We start from the raw sequence: 24,256 nt of genomic DNA, 5'->3' as shown, positions 1-24,256 counted from the left end.
ATAGTTTCCACTATCTCAACAAAAAAGCAGGAGGGGATGACATGGGTGGTTTAACCGCTCCGCAAGATGTTAAAAACCAGAGTGCTTTGGGTGACTTAAAGACGCTGGAATTGGATTCCGTCACGTTTGTATTGTTTGGGGCAACAGGGGATTTAGCAAAAAGGAAAATTTACCCTGCCCTCTATAATTTATTTTTGGATGAAAAAATGCCTCATACTTTTTCAATAGTTGGTTTAGGCAGAAGAGATTGGTCTGATCATACATTTCAAGCACATGTCGAAAAGTCTTTGCAAATATTTTCAAGACGGTCCATTAACGACTCTTACAAAATGGAAGAGTTTCTCCGTGTATGTCACTACAGTTCCTTAGATGTTAAGGATAAAAAAGGGTATGACAAGCTGCTTGATGTGATTCAAAATCAGGAAAAAGAGATGAGTATTCCGGAAAATCGCCTTTTTTATTTATCTGTTTCGCCAGAATTTATTGACGTGATTACATCAAATATTAAAGAAAGCGGATTAGGCTCTTCGAAAGGGTGGAAACGTCTAATTATCGAAAAACCGTTCGGGCACGATTTGAAATCAGCACAGGTCCTCAATGAAAAACTAAGTCAAGCTTTTGAAGAAAAAGAAATTTACCGTATTGATCATTATCTTGGGAAACCAATGGTTCAAAACCTTGAAGCGATAGAATCTGCTAATCCTGTGTTTCAAGCGCTTTGGAGTAACCAATATATATCAAATGTTCAAATAACCGCTAGCGAAACCGTTGGGGTGGAACAAAGGGCAAGTTATTATGACCAAACAGGTGCAATCCGAGATATGGTACAAAATCATTTACTGCAAATGTTGATGATGACAGCTATGCATCTTCCAAAACAAGAAAGTGTAAAAGATGTCCGGCAAGAGAAGGTAAGGGTTATGGAATCCCTCAGGCCGCTGCAAAAGGAAGACGTTGTTTCAAACGTTGTACGGGGTCAATATGACCATGGTGAAATCTATGGTGAACCCGTTGTGGGGTATAAAGAAGAACCAGAAATTAGAGATTCTTCTACCAATGATACTTTCGTTTCGGCCCGTGTTTTGATTGAGGATTCTTTTTGGAGCGGCGTGCCATTCTATATTCGTACAGGGAAAAGAATGAAGGAAAAAACAACTCGAATAGTGATTGAATTCAAAAACCCATTAAATGAATTGTATATTGACAAAAGTGAAGGAACTTCTCCTAATCTTTTAATGATTGAGGTAAGCCCGAATTCGGGTTATTCATTACAGATTAATAGTAAAAATCCTTTAAACGGTAATAAACTCGAACCCGTTGCAATAAATTTTTCATCCAACCAGGAAAATGTCCCTGAAGCATATGAGCTGCTGCTATATGATGCTTTACGCGGCGACCCAACTTTCTTTGCCCATTGGAAAGAAGTTGAACTATCCTGGAAATGGGTGCAGCCTATCCTCGAGGCTTTTGAAGAAAATAACTTACCTCTTCATCGATACCGTGCAGGATCAATGGGCCCCGAAGCTGCTAATCAATTATTGGAGATGGATGGCTTTAAGTGGAGATAGATAACAAAGAGGAGGATATTACCATGAAGATTGGTTTAATCGGTTTAGGAAAAATGGGATTAAATATGGCTCAAAACTTATTACACCATAATCACGAGGTAGTGGCCTATGATTTAAATTCAAATGCAATTAAGGAAATAGAAAAACACGGGGCGAAAGGTGTTTCTAGTATACTAAATCTTATTAAAATGCTGGAAAAACCAAGAGTTATTTTTATGATGGTTCCACATAGCGTTGTTGATTCAGTCATTATAGAACTGACGCCATTTTTAAATAGCGGGGATATCGTCATTGACGCGGGTAACTCCCACTATAAAGAATCAATTCGCAGGTACACGAACCTAAAGAAAGTCGGCGTTCGGTTTATGGATGTTGGTACATCAGGTGGAACGGAAGGTGCCCGCAATGGGGCTTGTTATATGGTAGGAGGAGATCCTGAGGCTTGGCGTGTGGCGGAGCCTGTTTTTCAGGATACAGCTGTGGAAAATGGCTATTTATATGCGGGGAAAGCAGGAAGCGGTCACTTTTTAAAAATGATTCACAACGGCATTGAATATGGCATGATGGCGGCAATTGGGGAAGGATTTGAAGTATTGGAGAAGAGCGAATTCGATTATGACTATGAAAAAGTAGCCAGGGTATGGAATAACGGTTCGGTTATTCGTTCATGGCTTATGGATTTAGCGGAACATGCCTTTTCCAAAGATGCAAAATTAGAAGAAATCAAAGGTATGATGCATTCTTCAGGCGAAGGAAAATGGACGGTAGAAACGGCCTTGGATTTACAGACGGCTACTCCTATCATCGCCATGTCTTTATTCATGCGCTATCGCTCACTAGAAAAGGATACATTTACGGGGAAAGTGGTAGCTGCGCTTAGAAATGAATTTGGAGGGCACGCTGTCGAGAAATGCGAGAAGGTTATAACAGATTAAAAAAGAAAGGAGCAGCGTATGTGATAACCCATGAAGTTGTGCCGAAATACTGGGACAACAATGAAATAGTTGCATCCCCGATTTACGGAAGAGTAGAAGGTATTTGCATCAAATCGGGGGAACGAATTTATGAATGGCAGCCCTTGATAATTATTAGGAAAGAACAAGGAAGTTTAGAACAAATTTTAGTCGGTATGAGCGGTTTGATTGATTCCTTGCACGTTAATATAGGTGACAAAGTGATACCTGGAGAGGTTTTAGTGTCGATTAAAGAAGACTTATTTGTCACGGGAAGTGATTAGTTAAGGATAAAAACCGCCTGTTTTCAGGCGGTTTTTAGAGTTGTTTCAGACATTTATGGTGATTTTAATCCGTTTGCATTGTAAGCGGTTCAAGATCGATGGCGACTTGGATCCAGAATTTGCACTTTGGTGAAGACAGACTGTCTTGCAACAGTTTTTCAATCCTTTCAATTCGATAACGCAAGGTGTTGCGGTGAATGTATAAAGCCTTTGCAACGCTTTCACGATTATAATTATGTGATGCGAGACATTTGAGAGTTTCATAGAGTGCGGCCCCACGTTCTGAAAGGAGTTCCTCCGGTAAAATAAGGTTTCTAAATTCTTGGGCTTTATCTGGAGCTACTCCACCATAAAGGGCTAACTCACGCCGGAAATGATCTGCTAAATAAACACCTCCTGAAGGGCTTAAGTACTGAACAATTGGTGCGAGCGTTCTTGCATCTTGGTAGCTTTCGAATATGGCAGCCATTTCTGTCTTTATTCCGCCATACACCAGAACAGGTACCATTTTCTTACTCGTGCCCTGTAAATAGTCATAAAAATGGTTAAATTGATCTTGTAATTCAGGATGTTCTAGATTAGAAGTTAGAAGCAGGGTCCATTGGCCTTCATACGCCTCACAAAAGCCGTTAATCGTCTCTGATTGGTCGATCCATTTTTTACATACATCATTTAAGGATGCCTCCGAAGATGAAGCCGCATTATTTCCGGAAAGCACAAAACCGACGATCCAATTCGCTTTCGGCTCCAACCCCAGCTTACGCATTCTATTTTCAATGACTGTCTCTGCCGACAAGGGCTTCTCAATAAGGAGTTCCAGTAATTCTAACCGCAATTGTTTGCGTGTGATCTCGACTTCTTTGTTATTCAAGTTAATATCCAAAAGAACAGCGGCGGCATGCTCAAGGGCGAGGGCGTGTCTTTCTTCCAATTGTTGAGAAAAATTGAGAAGCCAAATCGCCCCGGAAAAAATTTCTCCGACTTGCAGCGGGACAGCCATTGCATGTGGAGGGGAGGCTGCCCGTACAACAATAGCCTTTGTCTTATTTTCTGATTCTCCTTTTTCTCGATGATTGTTATAAAAATAAAGGTTTTCGAATTCATGGGTAAGCTTATTCATTAAGTGAGGAATATCCGCCAGTTTTCCATTAGCAGGTATGACTTTATCTAATATATTGTTTGTCTGATCAGTGGTGACAACAGGGCATTTTAAGGATTCGGAAAGGGTCTTGCAAACGTCAATTCGGCTATTTGCATGTTTTAAGTTTTGGGTGAGCTCTAAAGGCAGTTGGTCGGTTAATTCTTTATTTCTAATCTGACGGTTTAGAATTTCTAAATGAATGGTGTGGGTGATTTTAACGAATGGCACTTGAAAAGGGACTTCCAAAACTGGTATAGCATATTTTTCCCCGAATGTTACAACCGCTGGCGGGCATTCTTTCAGATAAACACCTGTGGCAAACAGAATACCTGAAATTTTGTATCGCTGAAATCCTTTGATAAGTTGATCTTCCAGTTTCTTGTCCTGGGGCCAAACTTGTCCACAAGTCAAGAGGAGCTCCCCGCCTTCCAGAAAATGCTGCATATCGTCATGATCAATAACATGAGCCCAGCGTATTTTACGGAACAGACCGCTTTTACCGGCTCGAACCGTTACAGTATCAAGTTCAGGAAGACGCAATGCCTCTTTCACTGTAATCATAAAATTCCCTCCTTCGTGCATAATGTACGAAAAATTCTAAATGTTTAACTTCATTTTAAGCATAGCAGGCCAATTGTGACAAGTGTCAAAGTAGTGTTATTATTCTTATTACTTAGTTAGCGCTTACATTAACGGTTGCAAGGGTATGCAAAATCGTTTCTATGACGTAAAGGACTGGGAAAAACAAGGAGGCAAAAGCAGTGGCAATTAAGGAACAAGCTCAAGATGTGATGAAGACATCCGTAAATGTGCAATCTTCAGGTGTGAAAAAAGCTGTGTTTGGTGCTGCCATTGGAAATTTGATAGAGTGGTTTGATTACGCTTCTTACGGTTATTTGGCTACGATCATCGCTGCCGTCTTTTTTGCTCCGGGCAACGCGACAGCAGCATTGTTAGGCACTTTTGGCGTATTTGCTGTTTCGTTCATTGCAAGGCCATTTGGCGGCCTGTTCTGGGGATATTTTGGGGATAAAATCGGACGCAAGAAGGTGTTGGCCCTCACGATTATCATTATGTCACTATCGACTGTCGCAGTTGGTCTTATTCCAAGCTACGCTTCAATAGGTATGGCAGCCCCGCTATTACTTCTTGTGTGCCGTGTCGTTCAAGGCTTCTCGGCATCAGGTGAATACGCGGGGTCTGCTTTGTTTATCGCTGAGTATGTGCCAAGGTCTAGGCGAGGTCTTCTTGTCAGTATGGTGCCTGCAAGCACGGCATTCGGACTGTTGCTCGGAGCTTTAGTTGCAGCGTTGCTTGAATACAACTTAACGCCGCATGCCTTGCATAGCTGGGGTTGGCGTATTCCTTTTCTAGCAGCTGGTCCGCTCGGGTTGATAGGGCTATATATACGGAGCAAGACCGAGGATACACCAGTTTTTAAAGAAATGGAACAGTCACATGAAACAGCCCATACTCCCGCTTTCATCGGCCTCAAACAAAATTTGAAACAAATATTGGTTGCCTTCGGTGTCGTTTGTCTAAATGCTGTCGGTTTCTATACGATCCTTAGCTACATGCCAACCTACCTTTCTAGTGAGTTGGGTTTTGAGGGAATAAGAGGTATCCTTACAACAATTTTCCCCTTGCTTGCTTACGTTCTTTTTCTGCCAATCATTGGTCTGCTAGCTGATCGAGTGGGCAGGAAGCCAATCCTCATAGGGGCATGCGTGATGTTTGTCCTATTTACATACCCGATCTTCTTGCTTCTTTCTTTGGGTGGGATGTTTTCAATCTTGGCGCTGATCCTGCTCGGGGCCATTCTAGCAGGGAATGATGGAGTGCTCGCCACCTTTTTGTCAGAGATGTTTCCGACATCTGTCAGATATACCGGATTCGGCTTATCTTTTAACATGGGTAACGCTATTTTCGGCGGAACGGCACCGTTTATTGCCACGTTCTTAATCGCCCAGACAAATAATATGTTTGCCCCGGCTTTCTATTTGATGGCATCAGCCTTGGCAGCGTTTATAGCACTGTTGAGAACGAAAGAGACAGTAGACAAGTCCCTTAAGGAGGAGACCCATTCTGAAACCAATTTTGAAGGATAGGATGTGTAACTTTATGAGGTCTTTAACTAGAGAGTGCCCTCCATAGCAGAAGCAAATTGAGACGGAAAAGATATGTGAACTGCGGTATAGGAGTCAAGTGATCATTTTCAAATAGAGCATTTTTAAAAGGGAGATGCATGAAAGATGAATGATCAGGAAGGTAAGTTGAAAAAAGGACTTCAAATGCGACACATGTCAATGATCGCATTAGGCGGATCGATTGGGGCTGGCTTGTTCGTTGGCAGCGGTGCCGTCATTCAATTGACGGGGCCATCTGTTATCTTCACGGCTTTGATAACCGGAGGGCTAGTCTTTCTTATTATGCGAATGCTTGGAGAAATGGTCGTTGCCAGACCGTCGCTGGGTTCTTTTGTGGATTATGCACGAACAGCTCTCGGAAATTGGGCGGGTTTTACCGTTGGCTGGCTGTATTGGTATTTTTGGGTCATTGTCATTGCAGCAGAAGCAATCGCCGGAGCCACTGTATTACAAAATTGGTTATTTCCCGATGTGCCTCTTTGGGCGATGAACCTTATTTTACTTGTAGCATTAACGATGACTAACGTCTTCTCAGTTAAATCCTATGGTGAATTTGAATTTTGGTTTTCATCGATTAAAGTGGTCGCGATCATTTTGTTTCTCATTGTCGGCGGATTATATATCTTTGGGCTGTTACCCGGAACAAGACTGGATTTCTCTAATCTTACAGCACACGGCGGATTCGCACCTCTTGGTACAGCGGCAGTCTTTGTCAGTGTCGCCACAATGATTTTTTCATTCGTTGGTTCTGAGATCGTAACGATTGCAGCCGGAGAGTCGGCTGAATCTGAAAAGGCCGTGGTTAAGGCGGTAAATACAGTTGTTGCACGAGTCTTAACGTTCTATGTAGGTTCAGTATTTTTAATTGTGACGATTATTCCTTGGAATAATGCTGAGGCACTGACGAATCCATATGTAAGTGCTCTAAAAGTTATTGGCATTCCGGGTGCTGGTTTCATTATGAACCTGGTTGTCGTCACCGCGGTGCTCTCTAATTTGAATTCAGGTCTATATACGTCATCCCGTATGTTGTTTGCTTTGGCCAATAAGGGTGATGCCCCGAAGTGGATGCTGGATGTAACACGCCGAGGGGTACCTTTAAAAGCTATACTAACGTGTACAGTATTTGGTTTTATATCCGTTATTATGGCATTTGTCTCACCCGATACGGTATTCAAATTTTTACTCAGTTCGTCGGGGGCGGTCATTCTTTTCGTCTATTTACTAATCTCTATCTCACAACTTCGGATTCGAAAGAAGATTGAACAAGAAGCACCGGAACGACTCAAATTACGTATGTGGGCTTATCCTTATCTTACTATAGGCGTTATTATTGCTATCTGTGCTATTATCACATCAATAGGAATTAGTTCCGGTTCCCGCTCACAATTTATAATGAGCACTGCTAGTGCAATTGTAGTGGTCATTCTGTATTTCGCTAAAGGCATTTTCAATCGAAGACAATCAAAGCAGACATTAAACAGTGATTTGCCACAATCAAGTGATTTACCGCAATCCGGTGAATAGGTTTTTTTGAAAATCAGCAAATTTGGGAGGAGTTTCTATGAGCAAACATTTAATAAGGAATATGACATGGGAAGAATATCGCTCTAGAACAGAAAATAGCTTTTTAATTTTACCTGTGGGAGCGACTGAACAACATGGCCCCCATTTACCGCTTGGTGTTGATGCCATGTTATCTGAGAACTTAAGTTTAGCTATAGCTGAAAGAACAAATGCTGTTGTAGCTCCGACCTTATCTTATGGCTACAAATCACAGCCAACCAGCGGCGGCGGGCCAATGTTTCCCGGAACCATTGATTTAAAAGGTTCCACTATAACGTCCTTAGTATATGATTTGCTAGAAGAGTTTTTGGCTGATGGCTGGAAAAAAATAATGATCATAAGCGGACATTACGAAAATGATGCTTTTCTTGCGGAAGCAGCGGATCTTTTGCTGCGAAACCAGAATAAGGAATTTCCTAAAGTGCTGCTTTCCAACTGGTGGGATAATATATCGGATGAGACAATCCCATTGGTCTTTGACGAGATTGAGTTCCCGGGTTGGGCTTTAGAACACGCTGCGATTGCAGAGACATCAATGATGATGCACTTTTTGCCGGAGCTTGTACGTGAAGATCGAATGGTGGATGATGGCATTGATAGGCCTCCGGGATATCAAAGATTTCCGCCATCCCATTCGCTTATACCGGCGTCCGGTTGCCTTCATACAGCCCAATCAAGTTCTGCTGAAAAAGGGCGTCTAATCATTGACGATGTCACAAACAATATTGTTTCCTTTCTAGAAAAGGAATTTTTATTGGATTTGGAGATTAAAGGCTGATCATTTCAGCCTTTAAGTCTTTTTAAATAAAATATTAGGAAGTGTCATCAATGAAAAAGATACACAGGGGATGGGTCATTCTTTTAATAGGTGTTCTTAAAAGGCAGGTCCCTAAGAGAAGTGAATTTAAACAGACTGCGGGCGTTAGCCTATCTTTATTTCCGGCTGGATATGTGCGCTCTGCACAATATTTCACCATCGGCACCAAAAATATTAAGCACGACTACACAATTGTCCCACATTATGAACGGTTGTATGATACAGGTATAGCAGGAGTTAACACACTATTCTAACAGTAGGGAATTTCCATCATTGCACTACATATTTTTAAGGAGGGACGCTATGAATACACATTTTGACGTGATCGTTGTGGGTGCGGGCTCAATGGGGATGGCAGCTGGTTATTATTTATCGAGACAAGGCGTCAAAACATTACTGATCGATGCCTTTGATCCGCCGCACCCTGAAGGAAGCCATCATGGTGATACCCGCATTATTCGCCATGCCTATGGCGAGGGGAGAGAATATGTTCCTCTGGCACTTAGAGCCCAAACATTATGGCATGAACTTGAGAAAGAAACGCATCATAAAATTTTTACACAGACAGGCGTGTTAGGATTTGGCCCTAAAAATGAGTCGGAATTTATCGATGAGGCGATGGGCAGTGCAGAGCATTATTCTTTGCCGGTTGAATTAATGCGGGGTGATGAGATCAACTTGCGCTGGCCGGGTCTTAATGTTCCCGAAGATTTTGTATCTATTTTTGAACCGGATTCAGGCGTACTATTCAGTGAAAATTGTATTCGCGCCTACCGTGAACTTGCAACAGCTTACGGGGCATCTTTTTTAACAAATACACCTGTCGAAGATATTGATGTTCACGATGATTCGGCAGAAGTTTTCACAAAGGATGGGGCTTATACCGCCAACAAACTCATCATTAGCACAGGAGCTTGGAACGGCAAAATATTTGAAAAACTTAATCTTAATTTACCGCTTCAGCCGCATCGTCAAACAGTTGGTTGGTTTGAATGTGATGAATCCTTATATCAATCCAATGTCTTCCCAGCGTTTATGGTCGAGGTGCCAACTGGAATCTATTACGGTTTTCCAAGCTTTAGTGGATGTGGATTGAAAATTGGCCGCCATGATTTTGGTCAACAGATTGATCCTGACTATATTAATCGTGAATTTGGCATTTATCCAGAGGATGAAGGATATATTCGACGTTTCTTAGAAGATTACATGACGCCGGCAGCCGGTAAATTGAAACAAGGGAAAGTTTGTATGTATACAAAGACCCCAGATGAACACTTCATATTAGACCTGCATCCAGAGCATTCTCACGTGGCTGTTGCCGGCGGATTTTCAGGGCATGGCTTCAAGTTTTCAAGTGTTGTTGGAGAAGTATTAAGTCAATTAGCCATGGATGGCAAAACCGAACATGACATTTCACTCTTTTCCATCACCCGTCCGGCTTTACGTCAGTCAGTATAAAAAGACTAAAATTTAGAAAGGCAGGAAAAACAAAATGCAAAAAATAACAGATCTCGAAAGAACTAAAATCATACAGAATGGTCAGAAGGTCGAGCCCACATTTTCAAAGACCGAGATGGAGCGGCGGAACGCATCTTTGCGCAAGTACATGGCGGAAGCTGATATTGATGCTGTGATGTTCACTTCCTACCATAACATCAACTATTATAGTGATTTTCTTTATACTTCATTTAATAGATCATATGCACTGGTGGTTACACAGGACAAGCATGTCACGGTTAGTGCGAATATCGATGCCGGCCAACCTTGGCGGCGCAGTTTTAGTGATAACATTGTTTATACTGACTGGAGAAGGGATAACTATCTTCATGCTGTGAAGAAAATATTGGGTGAGGCTGGCTTTTCTAATAAGCGTCTCGGCGTAGAGAGTGATCATATGACCCTTGAGATACGCCGTAAGGTTGAGGACGCGCTGCCAGGAACAGATCTTGTAGACATCTCACAAGCTATTATGTCGCAACGAATGATTAAGTCTGATGAGGAAATTGAGCTTATTCGTAATGGCGCCCGAATTGCTGACCTTGGGGGAAAAGCGGTTGTCGAGGCAATCACCGAAGGCGTTCCGGAGTATGAGGTAGCTTTGCAGGGGACACAAGCAATGGTGCGTGAAATCGCCCGTACGTATCCTCATGCCGAACTTAGGGATACATGGGTGTGGTTCCAATCCGGTGTTAATACAGATGGAGCACATAACTGGGCAACCTCCCGCAAGGTACAGAGGGGCGACATCCTCAGCCTTAACTGTTTTCCAATGATTGCAGGTTATTATACTGCTCTCGAACGTACTTTGTTTCTGGAAGAGGCAACTGACAGGCATCTTGAGCTGTGGCAGATAAACTGTGAGGTTCATAGACGTGGTCTGGAGCTGATAAAACCAGGGGTAAGATGTATGGATATAGCAGCCGAGTTAAATGAAATCTATCGGGAACACAATTTGGTGCCAAAACGGACCTTTGGATATGGCCATTCCTTTGGGGTGCTCAGCCATTATTATGGTCGGGAGGCAGGACTTGAGCTAAGAGAGGACATCGAAACGGTTTTAGAACCTGGCATGGTCGTTTCAATGGAACCGATGATTATGATTCCTGAGGGAGAACCGGGTGCCGGGGGTTACCGTGAACATGATATCCTTGTTATTAAAGAAGATGGCGCTGAAAATATCACAGGTTTCCCATTTGGACCGGAGCATAATATTATCAAAAGGTAGTTCTTGTCATAGGTTATGATATATCGAAAAGGCCATATCCATCTGGACTGGCCTTTTTCTTACTTTAAGAATGTTTAAGTTCGCTAAAGCAAAAAGCGGAATAAAGTATAAAAATAATGCTCCTCCGCTTCGCTTTGTCGCAAGGCAGCAAAGATGAGTATTCAAGCAGAAGCCTTGCAATTAACTTTTTTTGAAATCAGTAAAAATTTACATTGGGATCTTTAATTTTTCTTGTAAAGACAGAATCTCATCATCTTTATTAAGTTTATCCATAAATCTTCGCAACACAAAATTTTGTTTTATAATTTGCTCGGCTGAGAGATTTGAGATAGAATAACTAACCTTGTGGAGGCGAGGTTTTCCTGAATCAATATACAAGGAGATTCTAATCATATTTAAAATGTTCCGTTCCGCATCCGTTAGTAACTTGTCAGCAAAATAATCAAAATCAAGTAAAAATAGGTTACCCATAACTCACCTCTCTAGTAATGGTTTAAACCTATTTTAATGCCTTTTTTTACGGATGTGTAGTACGGTCTTTAATAACATATAGTGTCGAAAAATATACTATCAGAATAAAAGTTACTCCGTACTTATGAACCTCCTATTTAATCAACTCGTCGATTTTTACCCCATTTTCCAATGCTGTATCTTTCAGATAAACTTTTCCCCACTCATACATAGCCTCGAGAATTGGCATCAGGCTTATTCCTTGTTCTGTCAGCGAATATTCCACCTTTGGCGGGACTACAGGGTAGACTTCTCGATGAACGATGTGATCATCCTCCAGTTCCCTCAATTGGTTAACAAGCATTCTTTGAGTGATTCCCGGCATAAGTGATTTAAGTTCGTTAAACCGCTTTGTTCCTTCTTTACCCAAATGCCACAAAATAAGCATTTTCCACTTACCGCCAATAACAGAAAGCGTTAATTCTTTTTCGCAATTGAATGTTTTGTCGCTAAGATGTCCCATTTGTTTACCTCCAATAAGTATACTTTTAGTTACTATCTGAAAAAAAAGTACGTACTTACAGAATAATATTATACACGTTATACTAATAATCGTACAGGCATAAAAAACAGGCAATAACATCATTATTAAGCCGTATAGCCGCCATCTACTAATAACCTCTTTTCGTCGTTATGGATACAAAATAATTTAAGACTTCTGAAATGAAGACGCAAAATCGATAAATCAAGGAGGGAAAATGTCCTTCATAAGTAAGATGAAGACCTCGATCCCCGTAACGCCAAAGAGAGCGATCACAACAAGTGACCGCTCTCTTTAAGATTATTCTAAGTCAATTCCTTGCCCTTTGTTTCTGGAATTAAAAAGATGAACGCTAAGGCGGCAAACACATAAATTCCGGAAATCAAACTGAGTGCGGAGCTTAACGAGTGGCTCATCGCAAGGTAACCAATAATGAGCGGCCCGAAGCCGCCGATAGCACGACCGGTGTTAAAAATGACGTTTTCCGCGGTCGATCGAACTTCCGTTGTATAATGTTCGGCTAACAAGGCACCATAGCCGCCCATCATACCGTTAACGAAAAAACCGAGTAAAGCACCGAGCACTAATAGGATTGAACTGCCCGTTTGCTGGAAAAATACCCAAACCATGATGGCAGCGAGAACTTGAAACGTAATATATGATGGCTTGCGGCCCCATTTATCCGCAATGTAGCCGAAGATGACAATACCCAAGACCATTCCTATCGTTGTGGCAACTGTCCATAAAGTGGTTTGATTAAACGAATAACCCAGATCCTTTGCCAGCATTGTTGGCAGCCAAGTCATAATGCCGTAAAACCCAAAGTTCTGTACACCCGTTGCAATTATCAGGCCGATCGTAATCCCTGTTTTCTTCGGTGAATCAAACAATTGTATAATCGGGACTTTTTTGTCTTTAGTGTTGTGACGCATCTTTTTGCTCTCGCGCCATATGTCAGGCTCTTTCAATCCTTTGCGGCTCCACCAAGCAAAAATGGCCGGTAAGACACCGACTAGAAAGACGCCGCGCCAGCCAAAATGCGGGGCTATAATGAGTACACACAGAGTGGCAAGAACAATGCCTAACTGATAGCCAATCGCTACGCCCGCTGTGGCACGCGACCGGAATTTTTTCGGCCAAGCCTCACTGACAAGGGTCATGCCTATGCCAAACTCACCGCCTAGACCAATTCCGGCCAAGAAACGAAAGGTATCAAACCAAAATAGGTTATTGGCTAATGCACAAAGCCCTGTAAAAACGGAGAATATTAAAATCGTGAGCGAGAACACTTTTACTCTTCCATAGATATCTGCCAATACACCAAAGGTATAACCTCCGATGACAGCGCCAATAAGTGTAATCGTTGAGATACTGCCTGCTTGTGCCGAATTCAGGCCAAGATCTAAGGTGATCAAAGGCAAAGCAAAGGCTAAGATCATCATATCCAAACCATCCATTGCGTAGCCGGTCAGAGAAGCCCATAATGTTTGCCAATGATATTTTGATAGCTTCACATCAGATTGTGTCTGCACGTTAACCTCCATCGGTTGTTCCTGCATATTGTGCCCCCTCATAATAAATTTATCCTTTAGACAAAGTGCGTTTTTGCAAATCAAAACAATTAGAATATTTATATAATACCATTTGAAGGATGGCCAGTCTTTGGCAACACCCATAAATCTATTTACAGAAAATTGTCCGATCAGACAACAAGGTTGTTTGCACAATCGGCATTGAATCCTGTATCATCATAGCATTAAAGCAAACTCGGGACAGTGAAGAGGAGGGGATGGCATGTCCGTTAGTGTTTTGAGTGCGTTGAAAATTGGCGGTCTTAGAGAATGTCAGGTTGTTGCAGGGCATAATGGGCTTTCTAAGCCAATTAAAAATGTCACAATTATGGAAGTGCCGGATATCGTTCGCTGGTTAAAAGGCAATGAATTATTGTTAACCAGCCTCTATCCGGTTAAGGATGATGAAAGGGCTCAGCGCGAACTTATCCAGAAGCTCAAGGCTGCAGGGACATCGGCCCTTGCCGTCAAGCCTTACCATTTTGTTAAATCTATTCCTGAAGCTATTTTGGAAGAGGCGGACAAGTGCGGGTTTCCAATTATCGAAATTCCTGAGCATATTAGTTACTTGGACATTCTGTCGCCTGTCATGAATACTATTTTTGATAATAAAGTGGTCTTGCAAGAAGATTTGGAGCAAGCGAGTCAAATTCTTAATGAAATTTCTTTAAATGCTCAAGGCATCGATACCTTTATTGAAACATTAGGTTATTTAACGAAAAATACGATCACTGTTGAAAGTCAATACTCCTTCATTACATTACCGGAAGCGCCTTTTGCGCTTTCCCCATTAACAGATGAGGAACAAGATGAATTGACTTTTATTAGACATCCGATTTTAATAAACAGAAAGTATGAGGAGCAGACAGTCCCGTGCATTGTAGCCCCCATTATGTTAAATGGGCGTGTTTTTGGAAATATTACCTGCTGGGGAGTCATGACGGATCATTCCAAAATAGACTTAGCCATTTTGGAGAAAGCCTCGTCATTATTGTCGCTTGAATTCTTAAAGCTAAAAGTTAAGTATGATGTCGAACAACAATTTAGAAATGATTTTCTTAGGGAACTGTTATTTAATGAATCAATGAACAAAAAGGACTTGAATGAATGGGGAGAAAAATATCATTTTGACTTAGGCGGCAAATACGTTTGCTTGTTGCTGTCGGGCGAAAATGGCGAACAAAGGGCTGATGAAACGGATTCTTCTAAGGTAAATGAGGTGGATCATGCTGTCCGCAAGCGGTGGCCAGGTGCGATCGTCGGGGAAATTCGCCAGCTGATATGTGTCGTTTTGCCGGTTGGTGATGGTGATGATGATGGTGAGCATATTAAAAGCCAATGTAAAGTTCTATTAAATGATTTAAAAGTCTATACGAATCCACATGCTGTGTCCCGAATGAGCGTCGGCCGGGTGAATTCCGGCATTAAAGGGTTAAGGCTCAGCTTCTACGAAGCGGAGCAGGCGATAAGGCTGCAGAGGCGGATCAATCATTCACAGGACATCATTTATTATGACGACCTTGGGGTGTACAGGCTGCTTGGTCAGCCGTCTGTTGAAAAAGAATGCCGCTATTTTTATAAAGAGACAATCGGAAAGCTGGTTGATTACGATAAAAATCATGATCTAAAGCTGGTTGAGTCATTGAAAGCCTACTTTCAGAATAACGAAAATTTAAAAGAAACCTCTGAGTTTCTCTATATTCATGTGAATACCTTAAAGTACCGAATCAATAAAATAAGCGTGATTTCAGGATATAGTTTAAATAAAACAGATGAGAAAATGATGTTATACCTTGGGTTAAAAGTTCACGATATGGGGGCAGTGTTTATCGATTAAGATAATACACTGTCTTTTTTTATGTCTCTTTCGCTAAAGAAATGGCGATCTAATCGGATTATAATGAACACAAGATTTAGATTTATTAGATACTTATTGAATGAAGGAGGGGAAGGATTGGTGAACCTCAACCGTATAGCTCAGACATTAAGGCAATTTAATCACATTGGTTTTTCTGAACAGGGGGTGAACCGCCTTGCTTTTTCGCCTGATGAAATTAAGGTAAAGGAGCTTTTTCATAAATTATGCTCTGAAGCTGGAATGACTGTCAGGACTGATGAATGCGGGAATGTCATTGCTCGTAGGGAAGGCAAACACCCCGAATGGCCGCCGGTAGCTGTCGGATCACATCTTGATACCGTGTTCAATGGGGGTCAATATGATGGCACGACTGGGGTCGTCTTGGGATTGGAGCTGGTCAGAAGTTTGAACGATAAAGGGGTTCAAACAGATCATCCAATTGAAGTGATTTGTTTCACCAGCGAAGAATCGTCACGGTTTGGCATATCGACAATTGGCAGCAAAGCGATGGCGGGCAAGCTCGATTTAGAAAAGTTGCTTAAAGTAAAAGACCATAATGGTGTTACTTTTAGTGAAGCCATCGGGCAAGCTGGTTTACATTCAAAAAGGCTAGAAAATGCCTCAAGAGCGGGTCTGGAGATGAAAGCCTTCTTTGAAGTGCACATTGAGCAAGGTCCAAGGCTAGAAATGGAAGGAAAAAAGATAGGTGTTGTAACTGGAATTGCGGCCCCGACAAGGCTGAATGTTACAGTTAAAGGAAAGGCGTCACACTCTGGAACGACACCAATGAGCTATCGTAAGGACGCTCTGCTCGGAGCCGCTGAAATCATATTAAATGTGGAGCAAGAAGTCAAGCGAAATGGGGGAAACAACACGGTTGCGACTGTGGGGGATTGTATGGTCGCCCCCGGAGCAATGAATGTCGTTCCAGAAAAAGCCGAACTGATCATTGATATACGCGGAACGTCTTATGAAGCAAAAAGCAAAGTCCTTAACAGCCTCATGACGTGTTTTATAAGGATTGAGAAAAAACGCGGTCTTGACATTAACTGGGAAGTCTTGAGCGATGAAAAACCAGTGATATTAAAGGAAGAAGTGGTTGATTCATTGGCCGAGTCATGTGAACAGCTTGGTATGCCGTACTCCCGAATGACGAGCGGGGCGGGTCATGATGCCATGAATATGGCTGCCATCTGTCCAACCGGCTTGATCTTTATTCCTTGTAAGGATGGCTTAAGTCATCATAAAGATGAATTTGCTTTATTAGAAGACATTGGGACAGGAGGCGCTTTGCTGGAAAGTGAGGTGCTCAAGTGGGCGTGTCAGAATAATAATCCGCTTGCAAAATGTAAGAATGGAGGGGATTTCAAATTAAGGCACATAACTTAACCATTTTATCCAACAGACAAGTGAGCCGCCGGTATTGGCATATGGTTGTTGATGCCTCGCCCGTTAAAGAAACCATCGAACCCGGTCAATTTTTTAATATTAAATGCGGCGAGTCATATTTCCCTCTTTTACGAAGGCCTTTCAGCATCTATAAGATTAACGACACAACATTAGAATTTATGTATTTGGTTAAGGGGGCGGGAACGAAATACCTGACCAGGCTTGAAACCGGTGATAAGGTTAACCTTTTTGGACCGCTTGGAAAGCCTTTTTCTCTCGAACAAAGCTACCAAACGATTCTGCTCGTCGCAAGAGGCGTCGGGATAGCGACACTTGCGGCTCTTGCCCAGAAAGCCGCTCAGGATGGGATCCGTGCAGTTGCGATTTTAAGCGCCAGAACAACGAATGATTTATTGGCAGCCCAGGAGCTACAGGAGTTCGGCGCGGAAGTTTATAAGGTCACTGAGGAGGAAGGAACAAGCGACGTGGCCAACGTTCGGAAGATGGTAAATCAGATCATGATAGAACATCCAATCGATGCTGTTTTTACATGCGGATCCAAGAGGCTCTCAATTTTATTGCAAGACATGATTAAAGAAAATCATATTCCTGGACAGATAGCGCTTGAGGAACACATGGGGTGCGCGATGGGCGTGTGTTACGCCTGTGTATGTGATGTTAAGGAGGAGGATGCGGTCCATTCAGTAAAGGTCTGTAAAGACGGACCGGTGTTTCCGCTTGAAAAGGTGGTGTTAAAGTGAGCATCAATCCGAATTTAGCAGTCAATATTGGCGGCTTGCAGCTGCAAAACCCTGTCATGCCGGCATCCGGTGCCTTTGGTGAAGACATGGAAGAGGTGATTGATTTCAATCGGCTTGGAGCTGTCGTTCCCAAAAGCATTACCAAACAGCCGCGCGGCGGAAACCAAACGCCCAGAGTATGTGAGACATACGGCGGAATGATCAATTCCATCGGGATTCAGAGCAAAGGCATTAATTATTATTTGAAACATATCCTGCCATACTATCAAAAGTATCAGTCACCGCTCATTTCCAGCATTTCCGCGGAATCAATTGATGAGTTCGCCGAGATGTCTGAAACGATTGCTGAGGTGCCTCATGTCCGGGCCATTGAACTGAATATTTCTTGCCCAAATTTGAAAGGCAATGGCTTGGCGTTCGGAATGGATGAAGCGTTGACTTATGAACTTATTAGAAAAGTAAGAGGTGTCACGGATAAACCGATCATTGCCAAACTGACACCCAACGTCACTAGCATACAAGATATCGCACGCGCTTGTGAAGAGGCTGGCGCCGATGGACTGAATGTTGCCAACACGATGCTCGCCATGGCTATTGATGTGGAATCCAGAAAGCCGAAGGTTGGCAATATTATGGGCGGTTTATCAGGCCCTGCCGTTAAACCGATCATCGTCAGGCTGATTTACCAAGTCTATCAAGCAACAAAACTCCCAATCATCGGCTGCGGCGGTGTCATGACAGGCATGGATGCGATTGAGATGATGCTGGCCGGGGCAACGGCGGTTCAAGTAGGCACAGCAAACTTTGTGACACCGACGGCTATGATCGATATTTTAGAAGAAATAAAGGCATACATGAAAAGGCATGGCCTAGTTTGCATAGACGACATCGTTGGAGGAGTCGCTGAACCCGTAACAAAATAAAGGAGGAAATTCAAATGGCAGAATGGGATCACGTAATATACAATGGCAAGCTTGCGGATGCAAATGATTGTTTTGAAGCAAATATTTATATTAAGGATGGGAAAATCGCAGCTGTAACCGAGGAGATTCTTCCTGGAGCGGCGCAAGAGGAAACAGATGCCCGCGGTCAATACGTTTTGCCAGGTTTGATGGATACACATGTACATTCGAGGGATCCCGGTTCAACTCGTAAAGAGGATTTCTACCATTCTACTTTAGCTGCAGCAGCAGGCGGGATCACCCTTGTTTTTGAGATGCCGAACACGAATCCGCCAGTCAACCACGTTGACAATTTCCATAAGCAAGTTCGGAACCTTTCTCAAAAGGCAAACGTTGACTTCGGCCTTTGGGGGATTTGCCTTGGCGATCTCAATATCGATGATCTCTTTCCTTTATATGAAACGGGGGTTATTGGATTTAAATTCTTTTGGGGCTATGCAGTCAATAGCAAGACCTTTGAACTGGTTTATAATTACAATCCAGATATGGAAGATGTTATTCCGCCATTTCAAGATGGGGATGTCTATAAGATGTTTCGTGAGGTTGCCAAAACAGGGAAAATTTTAGCGATCCATGCTGAGAACAATGAACTCATTCAAATACTGACCGGTGAGGTGCGGGCAAGCGGCCGGGGAGATTATGAAGCCCTCATCGAAGCGCGGCCGGATCTTGCTGAAAAAACGACCATTCAAACCGGAATATCGTTCGCAAAGCATGCAGGGACCCGGCTTCACATTCTTCATATTACTTCGGGCGCGGGCGTTGATGCGGTAAGGGATGCAAAGGAAAGAGGCGAAGCGATTACGGCTGAAACCTGCCCACACTTTTTATTTTTAAGTAATGAGGATTATGAAAGAGTCGGACCAGCTATGAAGGTCTATCCGCCTGTTAAATACAAGAAAGATCAGGATGAACTTTGGGAAGGGATTGCAGATGGGACAATTTCGGTCGTTTGTTCTGACCATGCCCCGCATACGGAAGATGAAAAGGATGGGGACTTATGGTCGATCCCTGCAGGAATGTGCGGTGTTGAGACAATGGTGCCTTTAATGCTAAATGCCGTGAACGAAGGCAAACTGACCATTCAGCAAGTTGCCGCGCTCCTGTCAGAAAATCCGGCAAGGCTTTATGACATCTACCCGCGGAAAGGCTCATTCCATCCGGGAACTGATGCCGACTTTACAATCGTCGATTTGGAGCAGCCATTCGAAATTAAGAAGGAGCATTTGCACAGCAAGAGCAAAGTGACTGCTTTTGATGGATTTAAGGGAAAAGGGGCGCCTGTTGCAACGATAGTCAGGGGTCAAACGATTATGAAAAATGGTGACATCATCAGCGAACGTAATGGCTGTCTTGTTAAGCCGTTAAAGGCCCCTTTGTTTGAAGACGCCAATTTGTAGGGGGAGGTTTTAGGAAATGGAAACGAGAAAAATGACACTTGCGGCTTCTGGGGATAGTTTCATCACCCGCCGGTTGCCGTCGCTCGTGCCTGAGGAGTTTCAGAACCTTTCACAATTATTAAAGGCGGCTGATGTTCGTTTTACTAATCTCGAAGTTACAACACACGATCATGAAGGCTATCCGTCTGCCTTTAGCGGCGGTACGTGGGCAATAGCACCCCCGAATGTATTAAAAGATTTAAAGGCTTACGGCTTTAATCTCCTCGCTTGGGCAAACAACCATACCATGGATTATTCAGAGGGCGGCTTGTTTGCCACAGAGCGGCATCTTAATCAGCATGAATTCATCCATGCGGGTGTTGGCAGGAATTTGGCTGAAGCAAGTAAGCCAAAGTATTTAGATTCCCCCGGAGGCAGAGTCGCCTTAATTTCAGCAACCTCGACATTTCATGAAACATGGCGCGCGGGCAACCAACGTCCGGATGTCATTGGCCGCCCTGGTATCAACCCATTAAGATATAAGACGACCTATTGCGTAACGAGCGAAGAGCTTAATCTATTAAGCAGAATCGCAGATCAATGTGCCATTAATGCAGGGCGCAATCTTGATATAAAGGAAGGCTTTTCGGTGCCGGATCCCGATGGGGTACTAACCTTCGGCAATCTAAAATTTATAGAGGGCAGTGAACCGAAAAAAGTCACGGAGCCGCTTGAAGCGGATATGAAAAGGATTGAAAGGGCTGTTAAGGAGGCGAGGCGCCAAGCAGACATTGTGATCGTAAGCCTGCATTCTCACGAAATGGAAGGTGAAGACAAAGCTGCTCCCGCGGAGTTTTTCAAGACCGCTTCACGGGGTTTTATTGATGCTGACGCAGATGCCGTCATTGGCCATGGGCCTCACATTTTAAGAGGAATAGAGATTTATAAAAACAAACCGATTTTCTATAGTCTAGGAAACTTTATTTTCCAAAATGATACCGTATCTGCGCTGCCTGCTGACTTTTATGAAAAATATGGCTTAGACGCTGACGCAAATGTCGCTGACGCCTTAGATTATAGGAGCTCTGGCGGTACCAAGGGACTCGGGACGAATAAATCCGTGTGGGAATCCGTCATTGCAATGTGGGAAATGGAAGGCGGAAGAGTAACAAAAATCAAACTGTATCCCATTTCGCTGGGTTTTGGGTTGCCGCGATATCAAAGAGGGTGGCCTGTTTTGTCGGATGATCAAAGCATCCTTGAACGGCTTCAGGCATTAAGCAGGCCATTTGGCACTGATATAAAAATAGAGGGTAAAATTGGGGTTATTTATTTGTCATGAAAATTCATTAGAAAATAGGGTGATATAAATGGAGGGCATTCCCAGAGTTAAAGCTTTTTCGAAGTTATATGATTTACTTGTTTATTATTCAGAAAACCGTGACCTGCCAATTGAAGATGGTTTTGATTTTTTTCTGGAAGTAAAAAACTTGTGCGGCATACTTGATTTGAATTACGAAGCTTTTAAAAAAGAATTTCATCTGACAGAAGGAGGGTTCTAACTCTAGGCATTTCAAAAAGGAAAAAGTACAGATTATTGAAGATTTGTTGCCAGTGAACGTGATGTTTGTTAAAAGTGTAAAAAAGTGTGTAAAGGAGAGCCCGCAAAAGGAGCTCTCCATTTTTTTTTAACCGGAAGCTGAGGGGGAACTAATGCACTATTCAGCACCATTTGTCATATTCGAAAATAACGACAATATAATAATGTAAAACCATTGTTTTGGTATGTAAAACTGAATCATTCACAAGTGTGCATCCCAAAAACTAAGGAGTTTTAAAATATGGACTATACGATAAAAAGTTTAGTGAAAGCCTCCGAGATTTTGGAGTTATTAGCGGAAAAGCCGCTTACCGCAAAGAAAATTGTCGAGCTGCTTGACATGAATAAAAGCACATTGCACCGATTCTTATATACGCTTGAGATCCAAAACTACATAGAAAGGAATCACAATAACGAGTACCAGTTATCACAAAAGATCATTCGCTTAGGGCTAATGGCTCAAAATAATTTGGAACTCAGTCAGGTTGGCAAACCATTTCTGATTCAAATGGCCGAGCGCTTTGGTGAAAGTTGTCTGTTAGGGAGTTTGGATCATGACAAGGTTTTTTATATGGATAAAGTTGAAAGCGCTAATACTGTAAGAATTGTTTTAGATGCAGGTCAAAGCGCACCGCTTTATACAGTAGCATCAGGCAAAGTGTTTTTAGCTGCTATGTCACAGCAACACCTTAGGAGGTACTTGGAAACAAACGAACTTAAGTCTATGACCAAAAATACGATAACGGATAAATCCCAGCTTTTAGATGAAATTAAAAAGATCCGGGAAAAGGGATATGCAATAGATAACGAGGAACTGGAGGCGGGGCTGCGCGGGATTGCTGTTCCGGTCAGGAATTATACGGGCAACACGATTGCTGCTTTGTGCGTTGCCGGTGTATCGATGAGATTTAGTCAAGAAAAAGCCGAACTTATTTCTGAGGATTTGAAACAGATAGGCAACGAGTTTTCCAAACAGTTGGGATTTAAGCCTGGTTAACGTGCTGGCAACATGTCATTTTCAAAATAAAAAAATCTAAAATGGGGTGAATATGATGGTTCGATGAAAAAGGGATTGTTTTACACAATAGAGTCAACATTGGAGTTGCCGTGGCGTTACAGAACGGCTTGCTTGTTCCCGTGATACGCGATGCAAATAATAAGGGACTTGAACAAATCGCAAATCAGTTATCCTGCCACGTAAAAGCGGCTAAAGAGAATCGAATTGAAAGCTCAAAGCTTAAAGGCGGCACCTTTACCATTACGAATTTAGGAATGTATGGCATTGATTCGTTTACCCCAATTATTAATCAACCTGAAACAGGAAGTCTTGGTGTAGGAAGAATCATTGACAGACCCGTATTTATAGATGACGCGTTAGAAAAGCGTTCCTTTATATCCTTTTCTCTTCCCTTTGATCACAGGGCTCTTGATGGGGCAGAGGCAGCCCAATTTCTTCAAGGCTTGGATGACAAATTGCAGCAACCTGCTAACGTTCACCTAAGTATTGGATAAGTGTGAGGAAAGTATTAAAAATATTTAAAGGTTGAGGTGCTATAGATGAGTCATCGTTTGGCAAACAAAGTGGCTATTGTTTTCGGGGCAGGATCTGATGGGAAAGGATGGGGAAATGGGAAAGCTGCCGCTGTCGCCTATGCAAGGGAAGGCGCCAGCGTAGTGGCGGTAGATCTGAACCGGGAGGCAGTGGAGCAAACGTGTGACGTTATTCGGAAAGAAAATGGCGTCTGCCGTAGCCGGGTCGCGGATGTGACGAATGCCGAACAGGTCGCGGAAGCCGTTCGGACCACTCTGGAAGAGTTCGGCAAAATTGATATTCTCCACAATAACGTCGGCTTAGCCCAAATGGGGGATCCAATCGAGCTGCCCGAAGAAGACTGGCACAAAGCCATTAATGTCAATCTCACAAGTGTGTTCCTTACTATGAAGCACGTCTTGCCTCACATGGTTAAAAATAAAAGCGGCGCCATTGTAAATATTTCTTCGCTGTCCGCAATACGTTATACAGGTTATCCGTACCCTGCTTACAATGCTGCAAAGGCCGCGGTTAATCAGCTGACATCATCAGTGGCACTGCAATACGCTTCATATGGCATTAGGGTGAATGCGATCATGCCCGGTCTCATAGATACCCCGCTTATTTATCGGCAAATTTCCGCTGAGTATAACACTGTTGAAGAGATGGTTGCAGAGCGGAATGCTCAAACGCCTATGGGCCGTATGGGATCAGCTTGGGATGTTGCAAATGCTGCGGTGTTCTTAGCATCAGATGAGGCGAATTTCATTACCGGTGTCTGCCTTCCTGTCGACGGCGGGCAAAGCGTTCAATGCATGTGACGTGAGATAGGGGACGGACAATGGGAGTATCCAAAGCAGGAATCTTAGAGGCAGTCATTGGAAGCTGGGTTTGATGGGGTCGTATGCATACTAACTAACTCAAACTTCGCACCTTAATAAACTAGTGTATCCCTAGTGTTTCTAAGTTTTGTCAACGTTGAAAAATGTTCCTTGACAAAGAGTCTAAAAATA

The 24,256-nt window shown here is 42.8% G+C and carries 23 protein-coding genes; 19 read left to right on the top strand and 4 right to left on the bottom strand.

The window, feature by feature from the left end; translation table 11 throughout:
* The first annotated feature begins 110 nt into the window (after window positions 1–110).
* Genes zwf through EV207_RS20315 form a run of 3 tightly spaced genes read left to right on the top strand, consistent with a single transcriptional unit; the run spans window position 111 to window position 2,805 of the window.
* Window positions 111–1,568: a glucose-6-phosphate dehydrogenase gene (gene zwf / locus EV207_RS20325; protein WP_132748001.1), complete on the top strand. Its 1,458-nt coding sequence runs from the start codon at window positions 111–113 to the stop codon at window positions 1,566–1,568.
* 23 nt (window positions 1,569–1,591) lie between these two features.
* Entirely contained in the window at window positions 1,592–2,503 is a 912-nt protein-coding gene (gnd, locus tag EV207_RS20320; RefSeq protein WP_132747987.1) for a phosphogluconate dehydrogenase (NAD(+)-dependent, decarboxylating), read from the top strand.
* Window positions 2,504–2,523: 20 nt separating this feature from the next.
* Window positions 2,524–2,805 (top strand): biotin/lipoyl attachment domain-containing protein, encoded by a 282-nt coding sequence (locus EV207_RS20315; protein ID WP_243647180.1) that lies wholly within the window; start codon window positions 2,524–2,526, stop codon window positions 2,803–2,805.
* 64 nt (window positions 2,806–2,869) lie between these two features.
* On the opposite strand, the gene EV207_RS20310 is transcribed toward EV207_RS20315, so the two are convergent.
* A complete protein-coding gene (locus tag EV207_RS20310; protein ID WP_165887022.1) occupies window positions 2,870–4,507 on the bottom strand; it encodes a PucR family transcriptional regulator in 1,638 nt (545 codons plus the stop codon).
* Window positions 4,508–4,707: 200 nt separating this feature from the next.
* On the opposite strand from EV207_RS20310, the gene EV207_RS20305 reads away from it, so the two are divergent.
* The 6 genes from EV207_RS20305 (at window position 4,708) to EV207_RS20280 (ending at window position 11,201) form a co-directional block, all read left to right on the top strand.
* Window positions 4,708–6,054 (top strand): MFS transporter, encoded by a 1,347-nt coding sequence (locus EV207_RS20305; protein ID WP_207902982.1) that lies wholly within the window; start codon window positions 4,708–4,710, stop codon window positions 6,052–6,054.
* 144 nt (window positions 6,055–6,198) lie between these two features.
* Window positions 6,199–7,620, top strand: a complete 1,422-nt coding sequence (locus tag EV207_RS20300; protein ID WP_132747985.1) for an amino acid permease — start codon at window positions 6,199–6,201, stop codon at window positions 7,618–7,620.
* A gap of 37 nt (window positions 7,621–7,657) precedes the next feature.
* Window positions 7,658–8,437 (top strand): creatininase, encoded by a 780-nt coding sequence (locus EV207_RS20295; protein ID WP_132747984.1) that lies wholly within the window; start codon window positions 7,658–7,660, stop codon window positions 8,435–8,437.
* Between the two features lie 50 nt (window positions 8,438–8,487).
* Window positions 8,488–8,730 (top strand): hypothetical protein, encoded by a 243-nt coding sequence (locus tag EV207_RS20290; RefSeq protein WP_132747983.1) that lies wholly within the window; start codon window positions 8,488–8,490, stop codon window positions 8,728–8,730.
* A 49-nt stretch (window positions 8,731–8,779) separates the two neighbouring features.
* Window positions 8,780–9,934 (top strand): N-methyl-L-tryptophan oxidase, encoded by a 1,155-nt coding sequence (solA, locus tag EV207_RS20285; RefSeq protein ID WP_132747982.1) that lies wholly within the window; start codon window positions 8,780–8,782, stop codon window positions 9,932–9,934.
* Window positions 9,935–9,968: 34 nt separating this feature from the next.
* A complete protein-coding gene (locus tag EV207_RS20280) occupies window positions 9,969–11,201 on the top strand; it encodes a M24 family metallopeptidase (RefSeq protein WP_132747981.1) in 1,233 nt (410 codons plus the stop codon).
* 207 nt (window positions 11,202–11,408) lie between these two features.
* Here the strand turns inward: EV207_RS20280 and EV207_RS20275 are convergent, their stop codons facing one another.
* From EV207_RS20275 to EV207_RS20265, 3 genes are all read right to left on the bottom strand, one after another.
* Window positions 11,409–11,672: a hypothetical protein gene (locus EV207_RS20275; RefSeq protein WP_132747980.1), complete on the bottom strand. Its 264-nt coding sequence runs from the start codon at window positions 11,670–11,672 to the stop codon at window positions 11,409–11,411.
* A gap of 133 nt (window positions 11,673–11,805) precedes the next feature.
* Window positions 11,806–12,174: a transcriptional activator HxlR gene (gene hxlR / locus EV207_RS20270; RefSeq protein WP_132747979.1), complete on the bottom strand. Its 369-nt coding sequence runs from the start codon at window positions 12,172–12,174 to the stop codon at window positions 11,806–11,808.
* 323 nt (window positions 12,175–12,497) lie between these two features.
* Window positions 12,498–13,751, bottom strand: a complete 1,254-nt coding sequence (locus EV207_RS20265) for an MFS transporter (RefSeq protein WP_243647179.1) — start codon at window positions 13,749–13,751, stop codon at window positions 12,498–12,500.
* A 235-nt stretch (window positions 13,752–13,986) separates the two neighbouring features.
* Here EV207_RS20265 and EV207_RS20260 point away from each other — a divergent pair, with 235 nt between their 5' ends.
* From EV207_RS20260 to EV207_RS20215, 10 genes are all read left to right on the top strand, one after another.
* Window positions 13,987–15,600 carry a PucR family transcriptional regulator gene (locus EV207_RS20260; protein WP_132747978.1) on the top strand — a complete coding sequence of 538 codons (1,614 nt, stop codon included), beginning with the start codon at window positions 13,987–13,989 and terminating at the stop codon, window positions 15,598–15,600.
* Window positions 15,601–15,720: 120 nt separating this feature from the next.
* Window positions 15,721–17,010 carry a Zn-dependent hydrolase gene (locus EV207_RS20255; protein WP_132747997.1) on the top strand — a complete coding sequence of 430 codons (1,290 nt, stop codon included), beginning with the start codon at window positions 15,721–15,723 and terminating at the stop codon, window positions 17,008–17,010.
* A gap of 41 nt (window positions 17,011–17,051) precedes the next feature.
* Window positions 17,052–17,771, top strand: coding sequence for a dihydroorotate dehydrogenase electron transfer subunit (locus EV207_RS20250; protein ID WP_132747996.1), 720 nt, complete (start codon window positions 17,052–17,054; stop codon window positions 17,769–17,771).
* On the top strand, window positions 17,768–18,694 hold the full coding sequence (locus EV207_RS20245) for a dihydroorotate dehydrogenase (RefSeq protein WP_207902981.1): 927 nt from the start codon (window positions 17,768–17,770) through the stop codon (window positions 18,692–18,694). The genes EV207_RS20250 and EV207_RS20245 overlap by 4 nt, the downstream gene beginning before the upstream one ends.
* 14 nt (window positions 18,695–18,708) lie before the next feature.
* Window positions 18,709–20,133 carry an allantoinase AllB gene (gene allB / locus EV207_RS20240; RefSeq protein WP_132747977.1) on the top strand — a complete coding sequence of 475 codons (1,425 nt, stop codon included), beginning with the start codon at window positions 18,709–18,711 and terminating at the stop codon, window positions 20,131–20,133.
* Between the two features lie 16 nt (window positions 20,134–20,149).
* Window positions 20,150–21,454, top strand: a complete 1,305-nt coding sequence (locus EV207_RS20235; protein WP_243647178.1) for a CapA family protein — start codon at window positions 20,150–20,152, stop codon at window positions 21,452–21,454.
* Between the two features lie 28 nt (window positions 21,455–21,482).
* Window positions 21,483–21,674, top strand: a complete 192-nt coding sequence (locus tag EV207_RS20230) for a hypothetical protein (RefSeq protein ID WP_132747976.1) — start codon at window positions 21,483–21,485, stop codon at window positions 21,672–21,674.
* Between the two features lie 279 nt (window positions 21,675–21,953).
* On the top strand, window positions 21,954–22,709 hold the full coding sequence (locus EV207_RS20225; RefSeq protein ID WP_132747975.1) for an IclR family transcriptional regulator: 756 nt from the start codon (window positions 21,954–21,956) through the stop codon (window positions 22,707–22,709).
* Window positions 22,710–22,783: 74 nt separating this feature from the next.
* Window positions 22,784–23,224 (top strand): 2-oxo acid dehydrogenase subunit E2, encoded by a 441-nt coding sequence (locus EV207_RS20220; protein WP_132747974.1) that lies wholly within the window; start codon window positions 22,784–22,786, stop codon window positions 23,222–23,224.
* Between the two features lie 45 nt (window positions 23,225–23,269).
* The gene (locus tag EV207_RS20215) at window positions 23,270–24,064 is read left to right on the top strand and encodes an SDR family NAD(P)-dependent oxidoreductase (RefSeq protein ID WP_132747973.1); all 795 of its coding nucleotides are present in this window, start codon (window positions 23,270–23,272) and stop codon (window positions 24,062–24,064) included.
* The last annotated feature ends 192 nt before the right edge of the window (window positions 24,065–24,256 follow it).

The sequence above is a fragment of the Scopulibacillus darangshiensis genome, from assembly GCF_004341035.1.
GTDB classification, from domain to species: domain Bacteria; phylum Bacillota; class Bacilli; order Bacillales; family Sporolactobacillaceae; genus Scopulibacillus; species Scopulibacillus darangshiensis.
The sequence above is the reverse complement of the archived record's forward strand: the minus strand, read 5'-3'. Positions and strand labels throughout refer to the sequence as shown.